General features: G+C 71.1%; 17 protein-coding genes. 11 read left to right on the top strand and 6 right to left on the bottom strand.

Features of this window, described 5'->3' with window-relative positions; genetic code table 11:
* Window positions 1-153 precede the first annotated feature (153 nt).
* The 4 genes from ACFY1U_RS13150 to ACFY1U_RS13135 all read right to left on the bottom strand — a co-directional run bounded on the left by ACFY1U_RS13150 (window position 154) and on the right by ACFY1U_RS13135 (window position 4555).
* A complete protein-coding gene (locus ACFY1U_RS13150) occupies window positions 154-1785 on the bottom strand; it encodes a PucR family transcriptional regulator (protein WP_390694213.1) in 1632 nt (543 codons plus the stop codon).
* A gap of 68 nt (window positions 1786-1853) precedes the next feature.
* Entirely contained in the window at window positions 1854-2975 is a 1122-nt protein-coding gene (locus tag ACFY1U_RS13145) for a PP2C family protein-serine/threonine phosphatase (RefSeq protein WP_390694212.1), read from the bottom strand.
* Window positions 2976-3100: 125 nt separating this feature from the next.
* Entirely contained in the window at window positions 3101-4288 is a 1188-nt protein-coding gene (locus tag ACFY1U_RS13140; protein WP_390694211.1) for a flotillin family protein, read from the bottom strand.
* 15 nt (window positions 4289-4303) lie between these two features.
* Window positions 4304-4555: a hypothetical protein gene (locus tag ACFY1U_RS13135; RefSeq protein ID WP_030936072.1), complete on the bottom strand. Its 252-nt coding sequence runs from the start codon at window positions 4553-4555 to the stop codon at window positions 4304-4306.
* Window positions 4556-4843: 288 nt separating this feature from the next.
* Here ACFY1U_RS13135 and ACFY1U_RS13130 point away from each other — a divergent pair, with 288 nt between their 5' ends.
* Entirely contained in the window at window positions 4844-5761 is a 918-nt protein-coding gene (locus ACFY1U_RS13130) for an SGNH/GDSL hydrolase family protein (RefSeq protein ID WP_390694210.1), read from the top strand.
* A 134-nt stretch (window positions 5762-5895) separates the two neighbouring features.
* The gene (locus ACFY1U_RS13125) at window positions 5896-7065 is read left to right on the top strand and encodes an acyltransferase family protein (RefSeq protein ID WP_390694209.1); all 1170 of its coding nucleotides are present in this window, start codon (window positions 5896-5898) and stop codon (window positions 7063-7065) included.
* Here ACFY1U_RS13125 and ACFY1U_RS13120 read toward each other — a convergent pair.
* Window positions 7062-7421: an ArsR/SmtB family transcription factor gene (locus ACFY1U_RS13120; RefSeq protein WP_390694208.1), complete on the bottom strand. Its 360-nt coding sequence runs from the start codon at window positions 7419-7421 to the stop codon at window positions 7062-7064. The two genes, ACFY1U_RS13125 and ACFY1U_RS13120, sit on opposite strands and share 4 nt — an antisense overlap.
* A gap of 110 nt (window positions 7422-7531) precedes the next feature.
* Here ACFY1U_RS13120 and ACFY1U_RS13115 point away from each other — a divergent pair, with 110 nt between their 5' ends.
* From ACFY1U_RS13115 to ACFY1U_RS13105, 3 genes are all read left to right on the top strand, one after another.
* Window positions 7532-9394 carry a heavy metal translocating P-type ATPase gene (locus tag ACFY1U_RS13115; RefSeq protein WP_390694207.1) on the top strand — a complete coding sequence of 621 codons (1863 nt, stop codon included), beginning with the start codon at window positions 7532-7534 and terminating at the stop codon, window positions 9392-9394.
* Entirely contained in the window at window positions 9391-9609 is a 219-nt protein-coding gene (locus tag ACFY1U_RS13110) for a hypothetical protein (RefSeq protein WP_390694206.1), read from the top strand. The genes ACFY1U_RS13115 and ACFY1U_RS13110 overlap by 4 nt, the downstream gene beginning before the upstream one ends.
* Before the next feature lie 353 nt (window positions 9610-9962).
* The gene (locus ACFY1U_RS13105) at window positions 9963-10511 is read left to right on the top strand and encodes a DUF1062 domain-containing protein (RefSeq protein WP_390694205.1); all 549 of its coding nucleotides are present in this window, start codon (window positions 9963-9965) and stop codon (window positions 10509-10511) included.
* A 48-nt stretch (window positions 10512-10559) separates the two neighbouring features.
* Here ACFY1U_RS13105 and ACFY1U_RS13100 read toward each other — a convergent pair whose 3' ends face one another.
* The gene (locus tag ACFY1U_RS13100) at window positions 10560-11033 is read right to left on the bottom strand and encodes a winged helix-turn-helix transcriptional regulator (protein ID WP_390694204.1); all 474 of its coding nucleotides are present in this window, start codon (window positions 11031-11033) and stop codon (window positions 10560-10562) included.
* Window positions 11034-11134: 101 nt separating this feature from the next.
* On the opposite strand from ACFY1U_RS13100, the gene ACFY1U_RS13095 reads away from it, so the two are divergent.
* The 6 genes from ACFY1U_RS13095 (at window position 11135) to ACFY1U_RS13070 (ending at window position 19005) form a co-directional block, all read left to right on the top strand.
* Window positions 11135-11629, top strand: coding sequence for a PaaI family thioesterase (locus ACFY1U_RS13095; RefSeq protein WP_390694203.1), 495 nt, complete (start codon window positions 11135-11137; stop codon window positions 11627-11629).
* Between the two features lie 93 nt (window positions 11630-11722).
* Window positions 11723-11872, top strand: coding sequence for a hypothetical protein (locus tag ACFY1U_RS13090; RefSeq protein WP_390694202.1), 150 nt, complete (start codon window positions 11723-11725; stop codon window positions 11870-11872).
* Window positions 11869-12969 (top strand): FAD-dependent oxidoreductase, encoded by a 1101-nt coding sequence (locus ACFY1U_RS13085; protein ID WP_390694201.1) that lies wholly within the window; start codon window positions 11869-11871, stop codon window positions 12967-12969. The genes ACFY1U_RS13090 and ACFY1U_RS13085 overlap by 4 nt, the downstream gene beginning before the upstream one ends.
* Before the next feature lie 108 nt (window positions 12970-13077).
* Window positions 13078-14712, top strand: a complete 1635-nt coding sequence (locus ACFY1U_RS13080; RefSeq protein ID WP_390694200.1) for a serine/threonine-protein kinase — start codon at window positions 13078-13080, stop codon at window positions 14710-14712.
* A 94-nt stretch (window positions 14713-14806) separates the two neighbouring features.
* Window positions 14807-17560 carry a glucosidase gene (locus ACFY1U_RS13075; RefSeq protein WP_390694199.1) on the top strand — a complete coding sequence of 918 codons (2754 nt, stop codon included), beginning with the start codon at window positions 14807-14809 and terminating at the stop codon, window positions 17558-17560.
* On the top strand, window positions 17557-19005 hold the full coding sequence (locus ACFY1U_RS13070; RefSeq protein ID WP_390694198.1) for an alpha-amylase family glycosyl hydrolase: 1449 nt from the start codon (window positions 17557-17559) through the stop codon (window positions 19003-19005). The genes ACFY1U_RS13075 and ACFY1U_RS13070 overlap by 4 nt, the downstream gene beginning before the upstream one ends.
* The last annotated feature ends 15 nt before the right edge of the window (window positions 19006-19020 follow it).

The raw sequence follows: 19020 nt of genomic DNA, 5'->3' as shown, positions 1-19020 counted from the left end.
CCGCGCCGCATTCCGTTCCCTTGTGGGAAGTGATCCGTTTCACTTGAGGAAATGGATTTGCGCAAGCGTATGGGCGACCATGGGGAGACGGGTTTGTTCCCCTGTACGAAGTCGTCCCTGACGGCTGTACGGCCGGACAATGCGAAGTCGGCTTCAGGCTCCGGGCGGCAGCCGCAGCTGGAGCATGGCCAGCAGTCGCTGGTCGGGGCGGCTGAGGTCGAGACCGGTCAGTTCCTCGGCCCGGCGGATGCGGTAGCGCAGGGTGTTGCGGTGCACATGCAGCTGGGCGGCGGCAGCCCGCACGTCACCGAAGCAGTTGAGGTAGGCCAGGAGGGACTCGGCGAGCCGGCCCTGGTGCCGGCTGTCGTGGGCGACCAGCGCGGTCAGCCGTGGGTCCCGTATCTCGGGGCGGGCGGCAAGCAGCGTCAGCGTTTCACTGATCAGGACTTCCGCCTGGATGTCCGGCAGCGCGGCGACCGCGGCGGAGACGCCGGCGCCCAGCATGGCGTCGAGGATGCGGTCGGCCTCGCGGCGTGAGTCGGGGACCCGGCCGAGCCCGGACACCAGGCAGCCGATCGAGCCGCGCAGCGGCAGGCCCAGATGGCGGCGGGCGGCGTCGGTGACCTCCTGGGCCCAGCTGCGCAGGGTGTCCGTGTCGATGCTGCGGGGCAGCTGGGGCAGCAGCACATAGATCCGGGGGTCGACCTGGGTGACCAGGGCGCTGCGGTGCCGGGCGGCGATCTGCACCGAGATGAGGTTGGTGACCTCGGTGTGGGTCAGCTCCGGGGCGGTGACCGCCTCGGCGGTGCCGTAGGAGAAGCCCAGGACGGCGGCCGGGCGGTCGGCGTCGAGGCCGAGGTGGGTGGCGAGCGGCTGCGGGCCGGTGCTGCCCTCCAGGAGTCCGGCCAGCAACGTGCTGGTGAGGGTCAGGTCGTCGGAGAGTTCCCGGCGGCGGCGCACCAGGTGGTGGGCGGCGACCCGGGCGGCACCCAGAAGTGCCCGCTCCGAGTGCTCGGACAGCGGCGTCGAGCCCTCCTGGACCCAGATGGTGCCCAGCTGCCGCTCCCCGGAGCGGACGGCCACCGCGAGCCGGCGCCGGATGCCCAGCTCCGGGTGGCTGTCGATGCCGATCACCTTGTCGCTGGAGTGCAGATGCTGGAAGACGCCCCACTCGCGCAGCTTCGCCAGATACGCCTCCGGGCCCTGCCAGCCGAGGATGGAACGGCGCCGCAGGTCGTCGATCTCGTCGGAGTCGGTGGAGCGGGAGTAGGCCAGCACCCGGTTGGCGGCGTCCTCGATGCTGACGATGCCGCCGGTCAGCACGGCGGTCGTCTGGGCGAGCGAGAACAGGTCGCCCTCCTCGGTCCCTGCCCCGTACTCGCCCGGCGGTGTGTCGTCGAGGGCGGCGCGGGCCAGCGCGTTCACCTGCTCCCAGCGGGCCTCGCCGCGCAGCGAGAGCAGGGCGACCCCGGCCTCGGCGGCGGTCTCGCTCAGGGCGGCGGCCTGGCCGGTGCCGTCCAGTTTGACCACGACGGCGGCGGCTCCGTCGCGCCCGGCGGCGCGCAGCGCGGGAAAGGCGGCCCGGCCACGGGCACCGATGACCAGGACCAGCTCGCCGGGCTGTGCCGTCGGCGGGTCCTCGGGATCGAGCAGCGCCACGCCCTGGATCTCGACGTCCAGTCCGGCGGGAGCGGCCTGCACCTCGACCAGTGAGTCGCCCAGGGTCATCAGCAACTGGCGCAGGCTGACGCCCGCAGGGGGCGGGGAGACCGCGGCCGGATCCATGTTCGTCGCCTCTGCTGGGAGCCACGCCGGAGCTCTGATGCTAACCGGCACGACCGGGCACGGTGTGCTCACAGGCGCGGGGAGCGGCGGACGGTCAGAACGGCGATGTCGTCGTGCCGGCGGTCGGCGTCGGTGAACGCGAGGGCGTCCTCGTACAGTGCCCGGGGCAGTTCGGTGGGGGAGAGGCCGAGGTGCTTCGTCAGCCGCTCGTCGAGCGGGTAGAAGGTGCCGTCTTCGGCGCGGGTCTCGGTGAGGCCGTCCGTGGTCAGCAGCAGCGTGGAACCCGCCGGGAAGTCGAACCAGTCCACGGTCGTGGGTTCGGCGGCCAGTTCGGCGAGACCGAGCGGGACACCGCAGTCCAGCGGCGGAGTGGTGACGAGGCCCTCGTGCAGCAACCGGGGAGGAATGTGCCCGCAGTTGACGACCTGCACCTCGTCCTCGGCGTCGACGCCGAGGACGAGCGCGGTGACGAACCGCTCGTCGTCGCCGGTCTGCTCGGCGTAGGAGTTGTGGCGGACCACCGCGGCGTCCAGGGCGTCAACGAGCGCGGTGAGCGTGGGCTCCCGGTGGGCCGCCTCACGGAAGGCACCGATGACGGCGAACGCGGCGCCCACGGCGGCCAGCCCCTTGCCCTGCACGTCGCCGATCAGCACCCGGGTGCCGAAGGGCGAGTCGACGACGTCGTAGATGTCACCGCCGACGAGCCGGTCCTCCTGCACGGGCTCGTAGACGCCGTTGACCAGCACGTCCTCGGTGACCAGCGGCAGCGGGTGCAGGATGTGCCGCTGCATGGCCGCGGCGGTCGAGCGCAGCCGCAGCATCTCGTGCTCGCGCCGGATGCGCCAACGGCAGGCGTAGACGGAGCCCACCCCCAGGGCGAGGGTGAACAGGACCAGCAGCAGCCGATCCAGCCAGTGGCCGCCGACGGGGGCCCGCACCACCGCGGTGGTGGTCACGACGAGCGAGGTCCACGCGGCGACGAACCCCGTCTGCCGCACGGTGCACAGCGCCGACGCCGTCCCCGGCAGGAAGACCAGCAGCCCGAGCAGCCACACCTCGGACCCGGACAGCACCCCCAGGACCTCCACCAGCACCGTCACCGAGACCACGCCGACAACCAGCTCGGCGTTGCTCGGCGCCTGGATGGCATCGGAGACCTCGGCGGGTCTCTTCCGTCGGCTACCGGTCATGGGGACTCCCGGTCAGGTGGTGATCACCCTCTACGGTATGGCAGGTCCGGGGCGTGTGGGAGGCACCTGCGGCTCCGCGCCCCAAAGGGGCGCGGAGCCGCAAATCGGTACAGCCGGCGGAGCGCCTAGTCGACGTCGACCGGCCCGTCGTCCGACTTCCTCTCCTTGCCCGAGCGCAGCTGCAGCAGCCCGCTGCCGCTGTTCTCCTCGGGCCGGCGCCCGTCCGTGGCGTCCTGGCCGTTCAGGTTCTGCCGGACCGAGTCGAGGATGGTCAGGCCCTGGGAGACCAGGCCGGCGGCGATCTCGCCCAGACCGTCCGCGCCGTTGAGGACATTGACGTTCGCGCCCGCCAGGCCGCCCGCCGCCTCCTTCACGATCTGCGGCAGCTGGTCGATCAGCATCCGGTCGAGCGCGACCCGGTCGTACGAGGCCGCCGCCTCGGCCTGGATCTTCATGCGCTGCGCCTCGGCGGCCGCCAGCACCCTGACCCGCTCGGCCTCGGCCTCGGCGGGCTTCACGATCTCGGCGACCAGCTGCTCCTGACGCAGCTTGGCCTGGCGCTGTGCCAGTTCGGTCTGCGCGGCGAGCACCTCCTGCTGGGCGTGCGCCTGCGCCAGCGGTCCGGCCTGGGCCGCCTTCGCCTGGGCGCGGTCCACCTCGGCCGAGTACTCCGCCTTCACGACGGCGGTCTGCCGGGCGTACTCGGCCTGCTTGCGGGCCGCCTCCTGCTCCGCCTCGACCGAGGCCTGGGTGGCCTGGGCCTGGGCGATCTGGGCCTGCCGCTGGATGGCGGCCTTGTGGGGCGCGGACATCGCGTCGATGTATCCGGCGTCGCCGTCGTCGATCGACTGGATCTGCAGCGAGTCCACGATCAGGCCGATCTTCGCCATCTCGGTCTTGGAGGTGTCCAGGACCTCCGCGGCGAGCTTCTGCCGCTCGGTGACGATCTCCTCGACCGTCATCGAGCCGATGATGGCCCGCAGGTGACCGGCGAAGATCCGGCCGGTCAGGACGGACATCTGGTCCTGGTCGGAGAGGAAGCGCTGGCCGGCGTTGATGATGCTCTCGTGGTCGTTGCCGACCTTGAAGGCGATGACCGCGCGGACGTGCAGGGCGATGCCCTGCTTGGTCACACAGGTCTCGGTGACCTCGGCCTCGCACATCGACAGAGTGAGGAAGCGGGTCTTGCGGAAGAACGGGATCACGAACTTGCCGTGCCCCGTCACCACTCGGAACGGCGCGCCCCCCAGTCCCCGCCTGCCTCCCGAGATCAGCATCGCCTCGTCGGGGGCGGGAACGCGGTATCCGAACATTTTTCTTTCTACTCCTCAGTCGGCGCCGACGGCGTCGCCGCCGAGCGCGTCCAATGGATCCACCCACTCGATGACGCCGACCTCACGACATCCGCGTGACTCGATCACCAGCACCGTCGCCCCCGTGGGCAGGGGATCTTCGGACCAGGCGAGGAAGGTCTCGGAACCGCCTCTGACCCGCACCAGGATTTCGCCGGGCCCCGCGGATCCGCGCGTTCCGACGAGCACCTTCCCCGTGCAGCCGATCACGGCTTCGTCCTGCGGCATCATGGCCGCTCTCCTATGTTCTGGCCCACGATTCAGACGATAGACCTACCTGGGTCGGGGACCCAACGGGGATGCCGATGCGGCGTGTGCCGCAGGGATGTAGACGCCCCTGGGCGGCGGTTGGTTCAGCCCCCCGGAACCGATGGATCCCCTTTGCCCGGAGGCCAGTTGCCCGCTTCCCGCCTCTGGCCCCGGACACATACCGGGCGGTATACAGGCTGCGTCGCGTGTGACGCCGCGCCTCGGTGCGGCTCCGCGCGACGTCCGGGTCTCAGGGGGAGGAATCGCATGGCCGACGACACGCGTTCGGGCTCAGCGGCAAGACGCCGGCGGCGGGGGATGGCGGTGGGGGCGGCGCTCGGCGGCTGCGCGCTCGTCGCGGCGTCAACGACGCCTGCCGCGGCACACGGAGAGGGACACGGCTGGGACACCCGCTATGTGTCGCTCGGGGACTCCTACACGGCGGGCCCCCTCATCCCGCAGCAGGTGGACGCCAACTGCGCCCGCTCCGACCACAATTACCCCTCGATCGTGGCCGCGGCGCGCAAGGCGACCGCGTTCAAGGACGTGAGCTGCAGCGGAGCGACGACCGACAACATGTGGAAGGCGCAGGGCACCAACGAGCCCCAGTTGGACGCGCTGAACCGCGACACCGGTCTGGTCACGGTCCAGATCGGCGGCAACGACATCGGTTTCAGCTCCATCATCGGCACCTGCGCCCGCCTCAGCTCCCAGGACCCGACCGGCGACCCGTGCCGGCGCTCCTACGCCTCGTCCGGCATCGACCAGCTCACGCTCGCCATCGCGCGGACCGCGCCGAAGATCGACGCGGTGCTGCGGGCCGTGCACGCCAGGGCGCCGCACGCCCGGGTGCTCGTCGTCGGCTACCCGGACCTGCTGCCCGACGACGGCATCGGCTGCTATCCGGCGGTGCCGTTCGCGGCCGGGGACTTCGCCTATCTGCGCGACACCGGCAAGCGGCTGAACCTGATGCTCCGGCTGGTGGCCGAGTGGGATCGCGCGAAGTACGTCGACACCTACGCGCCCACGGTGGGCCACGACATGTGCAAATCGCCCGACGTCCGCTGGATCGAGCCGCTGCAGCCGGCCTCGCCCGCCGCACCCGCGCACCCCAACGCCAAGGGCGAGGAAGCGATGGCGCGTGCCGTTCTCGAACGTCTGGACAAGGGGTACGGCCGCGGTTGAGCGCCGGGGCGCCGAGGTTCGGCCCCATTGGTGTGACGTGGGGTACGGGGATGAATGAAAGGTGCTGAACGGGCAACGTTCCCCTTCATGCCCCGCTTCATGCACAGCACGAACAGTTCCCTGCAGGTGATTCGATGACGACGGCGACCAGGGCGCCCCGGACGCCGTCGACCACCGAAACCGCGACCACCACGAGGAGTTCCCCGTCCGCTCCGGCGCCCTCACTGCCGTCCCTCACCGGCCTGCGGTGGATGGCCGCACTGCTGGTCTTCGGACTGCACGTGCACAACTTCCACTATTTCGACGGCGCCGCCGGCTCCCTGGTCACCTGGGCGTTCGGGGCCGGCGCGACGGGGGTGTCGTTCTTCTTCGTGCTGTCCGGGTTCGTCCTGACCTGGTCGGCCCGGCCGGGCGACCGCGCGCCCGCCTTCTGGCGCCGCCGTATCGCCCGCATCCTGCCGGTGCACCTGGTCACCGCAGCGATCGCGCTGCTCATGGCGTACACGCTGGCCCACCAGTCCAAGCCGACCCTGAGCCAGGGGCTGGCCAACGTCCTGCTGGTGCATTCCTGGTGGCGGCCCTGGTGGCAGACGCTGGACCCGGTCAGCTGGTCACTGGCCTGCGAGGCCTTCTTCTACGCCGTCTTCCCGATGCTGGCGCTGCTCCTGCGCCGTCTCGGCGCCCGCGGCGCGGCCGCGCTGGCCGGGGCGTCGGTGCTGGCGGTGCTGGGGCTGGCGTGGGTGGACGCGCACCACTGGCTGGGCCAGCAGATCTACTCCTTCCCCGCCGCGCGGCTGCCCGAGTTCGTCCTCGGTGTCGCCGTCGCCCGGCTGGTGCTGCTCGACCGGTGGCGCGGACCCGGCCTGGAAGCCTCGCTCGCCCTCGCGATCATCGGCTACTTCCTCGTCCCGCACGTCCCGCACATCACCGACGGCTACCCTGCCACCGTCTGCACCGTCATCGGCTTCGCCCTGCTCATCGCGGCGGCGGCCGTCGCCGACCTGCACGGTCTGCCCTCGATGTGGCGCCACCGGCGACTGGTACGGCTGGGGGAGCTCTCCTTCGCCTTCTACATGGTCCACCTGCTCGTGCTGCGCGCCGGGACCAACGTGCTCGGCACGAAACCCCTCTTCGGCCCGATGGCGGGCCTGGCCGTCACGGCCGTCCTGTTCGCCGTGTCCCTCGGCCTGTCCTGGGTCCTGTACGAGGCGGTGGAGCGCCCCGCGAGACGCCTGCTGCTGCGCCGCCGCCCCTCCGCCGAGCGCCGCTCGGTCGTCCGGCAGCCCGACGGCCAGGACGCCTAGGACGCACTGTCGCGCAGGCCCAGCCGCAGATGCTCCACGTGGTAGAGGGCCTGCTCGAGCAGTTCGGCGACGTGGTTGTCGTAGAGCGCGTAGATGACCGAGCGGCCGCGGCGCTCTCCGGTGACCAGGCCGAGGTTGCGCAGCAGGCGCAACTGGTGGGAGCAGGCGGACTGTTCCATGCCCACGGCGTCGGCGAGTTCGGTCGCCGCGCACGGGCCCTCCTGCAGGCGGGCCAGGATGCGCAGCCGGGACGGGGTCGCCAGGGCCTGGAGCGTGGCGGCCACGTCGGCGGCACCCACGGTCTCCAGGCGCTCGCGTGCCGTTGCGGCGGTGGTCGTGTCAGCTCCATGGCCCATGCCGCTCATCCTACGGAGGGTGAGCGGCCGTAGCCCCCTGCCCAGGCCCTCATGACCATGCACTCATGAATAAATGAATGAATCTTCATGTGTTCCTGTATGGTCGGAGAGTGACCTCCACGCTCACTCCGCCCCAGGCCGCCCCGGTCACGACCGCGCCCGCGCTCCGGCGGCGCACCCGGACGCTCGCGCTGTCCGAGGTGCGCTGGGCCGTCGCGGCCACCGTCTGCTTCCTGCTCGCGCTGCCGCTGCAGCTGACCGGCGCACCGGCCTGGACCTGGGGTGTGCTGTACGCGGCGGCGTACGTCACCGGCGGATGGGAGCCGGGCTGGGAGGGGCTCAAGGCGCTCCGCGAGAAGGCCCTCGACGTCGATCTGCTGATGGTCGTCGCCGCCCTCGGCGCCGCCGCGATCGGGCAGGTCATGGACGGCGCCCTGCTGATCGTCATCTTCGCGACCTCGGGCGCACTGGAGGCCCTGGCCACGGCCCGGACCGCCGACTCGGTGCGCGGCCTGCTGGACCTGGCCCCGGCCCCGGCGACCCGGATCGCCCCGGACGGCTCCGAACGGGCCGTACCCGTCGAGGAGCCGGCGGTCGGGGACACGATTCTCGTACGGCCCGGTGAGCGGGTCGGCACCGACGGCCGCGTACTGGACCGGGCGAGCGAGGTCGACCAGGCGACCATCACGGGCGAACCGCTGCCCGCCCTCAAGGAGCGGGGCGACGAGGTGTTCGCGGGGACCGTCATCGGCACGGGGGCGCTGCGCGTCCGCGTCGAACGCGACGCCTCCGACTCGGTGCTGGCGCGGATCGTCCGCATGGTCGAGGAGGCGTCCGGGATCAAGGCGCCCACCCAGCTGTTCATCGAGAAGGTCGAGCAGCGCTACTCGCTCGGCATGGTGGCGGCGACCCTCGCCGTCTTCCTCGTGCCGCTCGCTTTCGGCGCCGAGCTGACCGGGGCGCTGCTGCGCGCCATGACGTTCATGATCGTGGCCTCGCCGTGTGCGGTGGTCCTGGCCATCATGCCGCCCCTGCTGTCGGCCATCGCCAACGCCGGACGGCACGGCGTGCTGGTCAAGTCGGCGGTGGTGATGGAGCAGTTGGTCCAGGTCGACACCGTCGCGCTGGACAAGACCGGCACGCTGACCGAGGGCGTTCCAATGGTGACGGACGTACGGCCGCTGCCCGGATCCGGGCTGGGGGAGCGGGAGTTGCTGGTCCTGACGGCGGCGGCCGAGCACCCCAGCGAGCATCCGCTGGCGCGGGCCGTCGTGGAGGCGGCGCGCGAGCGGGAGCTGCCGCTGCCACCCGCGCGGGACTTCGACTCGACACCCGGCGTGGGAGTGACGGCCAGGGTCGACGGGCGGCGGGCCACGGTGGGCGCACCGGCCCGGCTCCTCGCCGCCGACAACCTGAGGGGCGTGGGAGCGGGCGGCGCTCTTGCCGGTTTCTCCGGCGTCGGCGACGGCACAGTGATGGAAGCGGGCCGGGGCCGGGGCGACCACCTTTTCCCGGACGACCTCGGGGCCGAGCAAGCAGCCGGAACCTGGACCCGCCGGATCGGCGGCAGGTCCGACTCCGCCACGGCGGCGCACGCGGCGGTCCATGCGGCCGACCTGGAGGAGTCCGGCCGTACCGCCGTCCTCGTCGTGGCCGACGGGGTCCCCGTCGGGCTCCTGGGCCTCGCCGACCAGTTGCGCCCGGACACCGCCGCCACGGTCGCCTCCCTCACGCATCTCACCGGAACCGCCCCGTCCCTGCTGACCGGCGACAATCCCCGCGCGGCCGCGCACCTGGCCGCCGAGGTCGGCATCGAGGACGTCAGGGCGGGACTGCTGCCGCAGCACAAGGTGAGCGCGGTGACCGAACTGGAGCGCGCGGGACGCAAGATGCTGGTCGTCGGGGACCCCTGGCACTGGAGACCGCGGACGCCGTCATCGTCCGCGACGAACTCGCCACCGTGCCCGCGGTGATCGCCCTCTTCCGACGGGCCCGGCGTCTGGTCGTGCAGAACCTGGTGGTCGCCGGGGTCTTCATCGCGGGGCTCGTCGTCTGGGACCTCGCGGGCACCCTGCCGCTGCCCCTGGGCGTCGCGGGCCACGAGGGCTCCACCGTCCTCGTCGGCCTCAACGGGCTGCGGCTGCTGGGGGAGCGCGCCTGGCGGCGGGCGGTCGCCGCGGGCGCCTGACGTCCACCTGGGCCAAGCTCATCATGGCCGGGCTCCCGGCTTCGACCGCCGCCGGTCCCAGCAAGACGCAGTCGTGCGCGACGCCGCCCGGCAGCACGGGCCGAGCCGGTCAACCGAAGCCCACCGGCGTCTTCTGAGCCGTCGTCAACTGTACGGGGCCCGAGCCGAGTCGCTCGAAAACCAGTGGATCAGCGCCACTTCGCTGCCCTACCGTGCTGCCGACCCGAGTCGCCCAGGCAAGGACGTGCCGTTGTACACCGTGTGAGACCCCCCGAGAGCTGATCTGTCGCGCGTGCGCAGCTGCGCCGCGCTGCTTCTTGCTGCGGACTTCTCACTGAAACCGGTGTACTTCTGTGCTCCATACCTGGGTGGTCATGCCCACCTGCCTGCCGACCGTTCGGCGCCGCTGCCACGCGTGCGCTTCCGAACGCTTCCGGGCCAACGGCAAGTTTCGCGTCAACGCGCACCACAAGCTCCTCGACGCCTGGCTGCTGGTGCTCTGCGCCGGTTGCGGCGACACGGCGAAGCTCAGGGTCCTGGACCGGATGAACGTGCGCTCCGTACGACCCGAGCTGCTGGACCGGATGCACGCCAACGACCCCGACCTGGCAGCGGAGTTGCTCCAGGATCCGGCCCTGCACCGCCGTAATCGCACAGCCCTCGACTGGGACGGTGCCTGGCGTCTCGACACCGGCGGAACGGATCACCTGGCCCGCGAGGTGATCGACGTCTCGGTGCGCTTCGCCGCGCGGATCCCGGTCCGGCCGGTGCGGCTGATCGCCGACGGCTGCGGTCTCTCTCGGGCCGAGGTCGAGCGCCTGATCACGGACGGGAACCTCGTCTCAGCAGTCCGGCTGAGCGGCAGACTCTCCGCCGACTTCACCTTCACGCTCAAGCGCTGAGCCCTCCCCGGGACACGGGCCTGTCCGGCAGATCCGCCGGACAGGCCGTCAGCTCTCAGGCTGCAGGCGCGCCGCCGGCCCCGGTGTCACCGTGACCTCCCTCGGGGAGAGCTCCGTGTGCTCGTCGGGGCACTCGACCACGACCCGCACCGGGGCGCCGCAGTCGCGGTGCCGGATCTCCAGGACCGGGCCCTCGGGATCCCCGACGTACGCCTCGCCCCACTGCCGCAGCGCCACCATGACGGGCCACAGATCGCGGCCCTTGGCGGTGAGACGGTACTCGTGGCGGGTCCGGCTGCCGTGCTCCTGGTAGGGGACCGTCCGCAGGATCCCGGCCGCGACCAGCTTGCGCAGCCGGTCGGACAGGACCGCCTCCGACAGCCCCACATGACGGCGGAAGTCGTCGAAGCGCCGCACCCCGTTGAAGGCGTCACGCAGAAGCAGCAGCGACCACTTCTCGCCGATCAGGTTGAGGCTGCGCTGGACCGGACAGTTCTCGGTGCTCATCTCGAGCCACTTCATACCGCCATCGTAGAACACCTGGCTTCTGCATTGACAGTCAGCTGACCGCAGAGCTAGCTTCGAGAAACAAAGTCAGTGGGTCAGGGAGGAACCGCAGGCGCATGGAACGCTCTCGTACGTACGACTGGCACGACCCCGCGATCTCGGCGGGCGCCGTCGGGCAGGGCTCCGGCCTGCACTTCCTCCGCGAGATCCTGGCCGGCCGGCTGCCCGCGCCGCCGATCGCCGCCACGCTGGGCATGTCGATCGAAGAGGTCGACCACGGCCACGCGGTGTTCTCCCTGGAGCCCGGTGAGGAGCACTACAACCCCATCGGCAGCGTCCACGGCGGCATCTACGCCACGATGCTCGACTCGGCGGCCGGCTGCGCCGTCCAGTCCACCCTGCCGCCGGGCATGGGCTACACCTCGCTCGACCTGAACGTGAAGTTCCTGCGCCCGATCACCGCCGACACGGGCAAGGTCCGTGCCGTCGGCAGCGTCCTGAGCAGCGGTCGGCGCACCGCACTCGCCGAGGCGCAGCTCTTCGACTCGGCGGAGCGCCTGCTCGCGCACGCCACCAGCAGCTGCATGCTCTTCCCGGTGCCGGGCGCCTGAGGCCCGACTCCAGTACTGCTCAGCCCTGTTGCTGCCGGCCGTCCGTGCCGGTCGTCGGGGACGCCCGCGTCCGGGTGGTGGAGCACCGGGCCCGTGATACGGACGTTCTTCGCCCGCGCCTGCGGCAATGCCCACCTCCCGTATCTCGAGCCCGAGGATCTGGTTGCCCTTACGATCGAATCCGCCGCCATGGCCCGCGTCCCGCTCGCGGGCACGGACTGGATCCCCGGGGAGGGGCTGTGATCGCCGTCGTAGGGGCCGGGCTGATGGGCGCGGCCACCGCCTGGCAGCTGGCCCGGCGCGGCCACGAGGTCACGCTGATCGAGGCATACGACATCGGACACCGGCACGGCAGCTCCCACGGCAGCTCACGGATCATCCGGCGGGCGTACGCCGACCCCTTCTACGTAGGGCTGACCGGGCAGGCGTACGAGCAGTGGCGGGAACTGGAGCAGGACAGCTCGACTCCCCTGCTGCGCACGACAGGTGGCCTCGACATGGGGGAGGACCGCGACACGAAGGCGATCGCCGAGCTCCTCTCCGCGGCCGGCGTGTCCCATGAACTCCTCAGCCCGGAGGAAGCCGCGGAGCGCTGGCCGTACATCCGTATCACGGGCCCGGTGCTCCACCACCCGGACGCGGGCGTCGTCGACGCCGACCGGACCGTTGCGGCCTGCGTCCGGCGGGCGATCGAGCACGGCGCGGAAGCGATCATCGGCACACGTGTCACGGGCATCGACGTCCAGGGCGGCGAGCGGGTCCTCCTGCGCACCGACGACGGCCGTGAGGTGCTCGCGGACACCGTGGTGATCGCCGTGGGTGCCTGGCTGCCCGAGCTTGAACTGCCCGTCCCGCCGCCGACGTTGGAGGTGACCCAGCAGCAGGTCTTCCACTTCCCGCAGCGGGATCCGTCCCTGCGGTGGCCCACCCTGATCTGGGACGGGGCGCTGCACCTCTACGGCCTGCCGTCGGGAAGCGACGGCGGCCCGCTGCCCACGTTCAAGGTCGCCGAACACGACCGCGGCACGCCCACCACCGCCCGCACCCGCAGCGGGGTCGTCGACGCGTCGTCGCGGACGCGGGTCAGCGGCTTCGTCCGCGACCGTCTCCCGGGCCTCGAACCCGACCCGGTCGCCGAGGCCACCTGCCTCTACACCACCACCCCCGACGAGGACTTCGTCCTCGACCGTCACGGCCCCTTCGTCATCGTCTCCCCGTGCTCCGGACACGGTGCGAAGTTCACCCCGCTCATCGGCGCGATGGCCGCCGACCTCGCGACCGGCCGAGCCGAGCCCCACCCCCGCTTCCGGCTGGGACGCACGGCGTTCACGCGCCGGTGACCGAGCACGCCACCCCGGCAGACCACGTACTTCCTGCGCGAGCCGGGTAACGGTCCATTCACTGAACTGGACGCGAGGCTGTCAGAGCGGCCCACTAGGCTCCCGCGCATGAGCGACGAGGGCAGAGACACCCCTGCGAGACGGGTTGTCGACGGACGGTTCGAGCTGACGGCACGGCTCGGAGGCGGCGGCATGGGCATGGTCTGGCGGGCCACCGACCTGATGCTGCACCGCAGTGTGGCCATCAAGGAGGTACGGCCGTCCGACCCCGGCCTCGCCGAGTACGACCCGGAGGCCGCACGGCTGCTGCGGGAGCGGGTGCTGCGGGAGGCCCGTGCACTGGCCCGGGTCGACCATCCCAACGTGGTGACGATCCATCACATCGTCGACGGCGGCCCCGGGACCTACCCGTGGATCGTCATGGAACTGGTGACCGGCGGCTCCCTGGCCGACCGTCTCGCCCTCGGCCCGATGAATCCGATCGAGGCGGCAGGCATCGGACTCGAAGTGCTGGCCGCGCTGCGGGCCGCCCACGAGGCCGGCATCGAACACCGCGACGTGAAACCGGCCAACGTCCTGCTGCGCCCCGACGGCCGCCCGGTGCTCACCGACTTCGGCATCGCCGCCATCCGCGACGCCACCGCCCTCACCGCCACCGGCTCGGTCATCGGAACCCCCGACTACATGGCACCCGAGCGGGTCTCCGGCAAGGACGGCGGCGCGGCCTCGGACCTCTGGTCGCTCGCGATGATGCTGTACGTCGCCGTCGAGGGCCACCATCCCCTGCGCCGGGGCACGACCCTCGCGACCCTTGCCGCGGTCCTCACCGACGACATACCGCCGCCCGTCAAGGCCGGCCCCCTGGCGGAGGTCCTCGCCCGCGTCCTCGTCCGCGATCCCCAGGCCCGCCCCGACGCCCGGCAACTGGAACGGATGCTGGCCGGCGCGGCCCGGCGGACGCAGACCGGGACCCCCACGTCCTTCCCTCTGCAACCCCCGGCCGTCCCACCGTGGGGCAGCTCGCCGCAGGACGCCCCACCGCCGTACTCCCCACCCCCGCACTCCCCACCGACTGCACCGGTGTCCGCCGGTCGCCGCCGCTGGACGCTGCTTGTCCTGCCCACCGCCGGAGCTGCCCTCGCCGGCGTGCTCGTGTGGACCCAGCTGCCGGGGTCGGGCACGCACGCGTCCGGGGGCACGGGCACCCGCACCACGGGATCCGGCACCACGACATCGCCCTCGGCCGGCTCCACCGCCTCTCCCATCGCCGCGGAACAGACCGCCACGACCGACCTGCTGACCCCGCAGGGCATCCGCACCGCGATCGCGGCCATCGAGAAGGAGACCGGCCGGGACCGCTTCGGCGACCTGACGGTCTACCCGGGGTACGTCTCGGCCGGGGTGATGGTGAACGGCAGCGACACCGCGTACGACTCGTACACCTACCGCCCCGGCCAAGGCGTACAGAAGGACATCATCAACGACAAACTGACCGGGGGAGAGAAACCCGTCCGTCTGGACGGCTTCGACTGGGACAAGGTCCCCTCACTGCTGGTCCAGGCGAAGAAGAAACTCAAGGTGCCCAAGGCGGCCACCCGATACCTGGTGCTGGACCCCCCGGGCAACGTCTTCGGCTTTCCCGTCGGTATGAGGGTGTACCTCACTGACGCCTACGGCCGGACCGGCTATCTCGTGGCGGACAAAAAGGGCAGGATCAGCAGTGTGATGCCGGCCGACAGCTGATCCTCCACGCCACCCCTGCGCCCCTCACCCATTGCGGCCCCGTCCGGGACGTCCGAGTCTGGGAGCAATGCCGGGGTGCGCGGAGGAGGCGGCGATGGCGGAGGACAGCGGCTCGGTGGGCGCCGAGCGGCAGCGGCTGGCGGAGGCCGACGCGTCCCGGGTGGACTGGCGCCGCTGGGGTCCCTATCTCAGCGAGCGGCAGTGGGGGACCGTCCGGGAGGACTACAGCCCTGACGGTGAGGCCTGGTCGTATTTCACCCATGACCAGGCGCGGTCCCGGGCGTACCGCTGGGGTGAGGACGGCATCGCCGGCATCAGCGACGACAAGCAGCGGCTGTGCTTCGCGCTGGCCCTGTGGAACGGCCGTGACCCGATCCTCAAGGAACGGATGTTCGGCCTGACCAACGCCGAGGGCAACCACGGCGAGGACGTCAAGGAGTACTACTTCCACCTCGACAGCACGCCCACCCACTCGTACATGAAGTACCTGTACAAGTACCCGCAGGGCGAGTTCCCGTACGCCGATCTCGTCGACACCAACAAGGCCCGCGGCCGCCGCGACTTCGAGTACGAGCTGCTCGACACCGGCATCTTCGACGAGGACCGCTACTTCGACGTGTTCGTCGAGTACGCCAAGGCCGGCCCCGAGGACATGCTCGTCGAGATCACCGCGCACAACCGCGGCCCCGACGAGGCCACCCTCCACCTCCTGCCGACCCTCTGGTTCCGGCACACCTGGTCATGGGCCGGCGGCACCGCCGTACCGAGCCTGACGAAGACGGCGGACGCCATCCGCGCCGACCACGAAGAACTCGGCCCGCGCCGGCTGTACTGCGACACCGACGCCCCCGCCCTGTTCACCGACAACGAGACCAACAACCAGCGCATCTTCGGCAGCCCGAACAGCACGCCCTACGTCAAGGACGGCATCGACCGCTGCGTGGTCCACGGTGACACCACCGCCGTCAACCCCGCGCAGACCGGCACCAAGGCCGCCCTCCACCACACCCTGACCGTCCCCGCCGGTGACAGCGTGACCGTGCGGCTGCGGCTGTCGGACGCCGAACTCGCCGATCCCTGGGCGGACTTCGCGGCCACCATGGACATCCGTCGTACGGAGGCCGACGCCTTCTACGAGGACGTCGTCCCCGACGGCATGAGTGAGGACGAGCGCCGGCTGGTGCGTCAGGCGCTCGCCGGGATGCTGTGGAGCAAGCAGTACTACTACCTCGACGTCGAGCGCTGGCTCGCCGAGCACGGCGTCGACCCGCTCGCCGCGGACCCCCGCATCCGCAACAGCGCCTGGTACCACATGGTCAACGACGAGGTCATGTCGATGCCGGACACCTGGGAGTACCCCTGGTTCGCGGCCTGGGACCTCGCCTTCCACACCCTCGCCCTGTCCATGGTCGACATCCCCTTCGCCAAGGGGCAGCTGGAACTCCTCCTGCGCCGCCTCTATCTGCACCCCAACGGCCAGATCCCCGCGTACGAGTGGAACTTCGGCGACGTCAACCCGCCCGTGCACGCCTGGGCGGTCCTGTTCGTCTACGAACTGGAGAAGCACCGCACCGGCCACGCCGACCGCGCCTTCCTCGAAAACGCCTTCCAGAAGCTGATGAAGAACTTCACCTGGTGGCTCAACCGCAAGGACGTCGACGGCAACAACGTCTTCCAGGGCGGCTTCCTCGGCCTCGACAACATCGGCGTCTTCGACCGCAGCGCACCCCTGCCCACCGGCGGCCACATCGACCAGGCCGACGGCACCGCATGGATGGCGCTGTACTGCCAGAACCTCCTCGACATCGCCATCGAACTCGCCGTCGACAACCCCGTCTACGTGGAGCAGGCGCAGATGCTGTTCGAGCACTTCGCCTGGATCGCGGTCGCCATGAACCGCATCGGCAAGGACAACGCCAGCCTGTGGGACGAGGAGGACGGCTTCTTCTACGACGTGCTGCGGCTGCCCGACGGCACGGCCACCCCGTTGAAGGTGCGGTCCCTGGTCGGCCTGATACCGCTGGCGGCGACCAGCGTCATCGGCGGCCGCGCCGACCGTACGTTCCCCGAACTCGTACAAGGGGCAAAGGAGTTCATCCAGCGCCACCCGGCCGTCGAAGCCGTCGTCCAACAGCACGACCTGGGCACGGCCGACGAGAACGGCCGCTACCTCTTCGCCCTCTTCGGCGAGGACCGGCTGCGCCGCATCCTCGCCCGCATGCTCGACGAGGACGAATTCCTCGGCCCGCACGGCATCCGGTCCCTCTCGCGCTACCACGCCGAGCACCCGTACCACTTCGACGTCAACGGCCAGACGTACGGCGTCGGCTATCTGCCCGCCGAGTCCGACTCCGCCATGTTCGGCGGCAACTCCAACTGGCGCGGCCCGGTCTGGTTCCCGATGAACCTCCTCCTCATCCGCGCCCTGCTGAACCTGCACGGCTACCACGGCCCCGGCTTCACCGTGGAGTGCCCGACCGGCTCCGGACGGCGGCTGAACCTCTACGAGGTGGCCCGCGAGATCTCCGACCGGCTCACCGCCACCTTCCTGACCGGCGAGGACGGCCACCGACCGGTCCACGGCGCACAGCCCAAGTTCGCCAAGGACCCCCACTGGAAGGACCTGATCCTCTTCTACGAGTACTTCCACGGCGACAACGGCGCGGGCCTCGGCGCCTCCCACCAGACCGGCTGGACCGGGCTGGTGGCCGCCACCGCGACCCTCTTCCACGCCATCAGCGCCGACGACTGGCACCGCGGCGGCCGGGAGTCCCTGCGCCCCGTGAGCGAACAGGACAAACGGGATGAGCGGTTCGCCGGCTCGGGCGACGAGGAGCCCCTGTCATGACCGTCGTCTACGAGATCAACACCCTTGTATGGCTGGGTGAGCTGAGCGGGCGGTACGGGCGCCGCGTCACCCTCGGCGACGTTCCCGCGGAGGTCTGGGACGAGGTCGCCCTGCCCGGCATCGACACCGTCTGGCTGATGGGCGTCTGGGAGCGCAGCCCCGCCGGCCTCGCGATCGCCCTGCGCGACGAGTCTCTGCTCGCGTCGTTCCGCCAGGCGCTGCCCGACCTGACCCAGGCGGACATCGCCGGATCCGCGTACTGCGTACGGAACTACGTCGTCGACGCCTCACTCGGCGGCCCGGACGGCCTGGCCGAGGCACGCGCCCAACTGGCCGCCCGGGGCATGCGGTTGATCCTCGACTACGTGCCCAACCACGTGGCCCCTGACCACCCCTGGCTCACCGAGCACCCCGAGCGCCTGATCCAGGGCAGCCGCGAGGACCTGGACCGGTCACCCGAGGCCTTCCTCGACGTCGGCGGCCACGTCTACGCCAACGGCCGCGACCCGTACTTCGCCCCCTGGCTCGACGTCGTCCAGCTCAACGCCTTCAGCGACGACCTGCGCACGGCGGCCGTCGACACCCTCGTCTCCATCGGCGACCAGGCGGACGGCGTCCGCTGCGACATGGCGATGCTGCTGATGAACGACGTCTTCGCCAAGACCTGGGGCGACCGGGCGGGCCCGCTCCCCGCGGACGACTTCTGGCCGTACGTCGTCCCGCGCGTCCAGGCGCACCACCCCGACCTCCTCTTCGTCGCCGAGGCGTACTGGGACCTCGAGTGGGCCCTCCAGCAGCAGGGCTTCGACCACTGCTACGACAAGCGGCTCTACGACCGCCTCCTCCACGAGGGAGCGGAATCGACCCGTGCCCACCTTCAGGCCGACCTCACGTACCAGCGCGGCCTGGTCCGCTTCCTGGAGAACCACGACGAGCCGCGGGCCGCCTTCACCCTGCCGGCCGCACAGGAGCGCGCCGCAGCCGTCACCATCGCCACCCTGCCCGGCGCGACGCTGTGGCACGAGGGCCAGTTCGAGGGCCGCAAGGTCCGCCCACCTGTCTTCCTCGCCCGCCGCCCGCAGGAGCCGGCCGACGAGCAACTCCGGTCTTTCTACGGCCAGTTGCTCCCCGCCGCAACCGCCGTACGCGAAGGCGACTGGCGCCTCCTCACCACCACCGGCTGGCCGGACAACGACACCCACCGCAACCTGCTCGCCTGGAGCTGGACCGGCCCCGACACCCGCCACCTCGTGATCGTCAACTACTCCGACACCCCGTCCCAGGGACAAGTCCCCCTGCCCTGGCCCGACCTGTCCGGCCACCCCTGCCACCTGACCGATCTGCTCACGGGCCAGACCTACGACCGCGACGGCGACCACATACTCACCCCGGGCCTCTTCGTCGACCTGCCGGCCTGGCATTCGCACGTGCTGACTCTGAACTGACCGGTTGCCGTGGTA

It is taken from the genome of Streptomyces sp. NPDC001351 (assembly GCF_042896045.1).
Lineage (GTDB): Bacteria > Actinomycetota > Actinomycetes > Streptomycetales > Streptomycetaceae > Streptomyces.
The sequence above is the reverse complement of the archived record's forward strand: the minus strand, read 5'-3'. Positions and strand labels throughout refer to the sequence as shown.

Bases quoted from the DNA above. Each gene is read 5' to 3' on its own strand.
- ACFY1U_RS13150 (WP_390694213.1), bottom strand. From the start codon at position 1,785: ATGGATCCGGCCGCGGTCTCCCCGCCCCCTGCGGGCGTCAGCCTGCGC.
- ACFY1U_RS13145 (WP_390694212.1), bottom strand. From the start codon at position 2,975: ATGACCGGTAGCCGACGGAAGAGACCCGCCGAGGTCTCCGATGCCATC.
- ACFY1U_RS13140 (WP_390694211.1), bottom strand. From the start codon at position 4,288: ATGTTCGGATACCGCGTTCCCGCCCCCGACGAGGCGATGCTGATCTCG.
- ACFY1U_RS13135 (WP_030936072.1), bottom strand. From the start codon at position 4,555: ATGCCGCAGGACGAAGCCGTGATCGGCTGCACGGGGAAGGTGCTCGTC.
- ACFY1U_RS13130 (WP_390694210.1), top strand. From the start codon at position 4,844: ATGGCCGACGACACGCGTTCGGGCTCAGCGGCAAGACGCCGGCGGCGG.
- ACFY1U_RS13125 (WP_390694209.1), top strand. From the start codon at position 5,896: ATGACGACGGCGACCAGGGCGCCCCGGACGCCGTCGACCACCGAAACC.
- ACFY1U_RS13120 (WP_390694208.1), bottom strand. From the start codon at position 7,421: ATGGGCCATGGAGCTGACACGACCACCGCCGCAACGGCACGCGAGCGC.
- ACFY1U_RS13100 (WP_390694204.1), bottom strand. From the start codon at position 11,033: ATGAAGTGGCTCGAGATGAGCACCGAGAACTGTCCGGTCCAGCGCAGC.
- ACFY1U_RS13095 (WP_390694203.1), top strand. From the start codon at position 11,135: ATGGAACGCTCTCGTACGTACGACTGGCACGACCCCGCGATCTCGGCG.
- ACFY1U_RS13080 (WP_390694200.1), top strand. From the start codon at position 13,078: ATGAGCGACGAGGGCAGAGACACCCCTGCGAGACGGGTTGTCGACGGA.
- ACFY1U_RS13075 (WP_390694199.1), top strand. From the start codon at position 14,807: ATGGCGGAGGACAGCGGCTCGGTGGGCGCCGAGCGGCAGCGGCTGGCG.
- ACFY1U_RS13070 (WP_390694198.1), top strand. From the start codon at position 17,557: ATGACCGTCGTCTACGAGATCAACACCCTTGTATGGCTGGGTGAGCTG.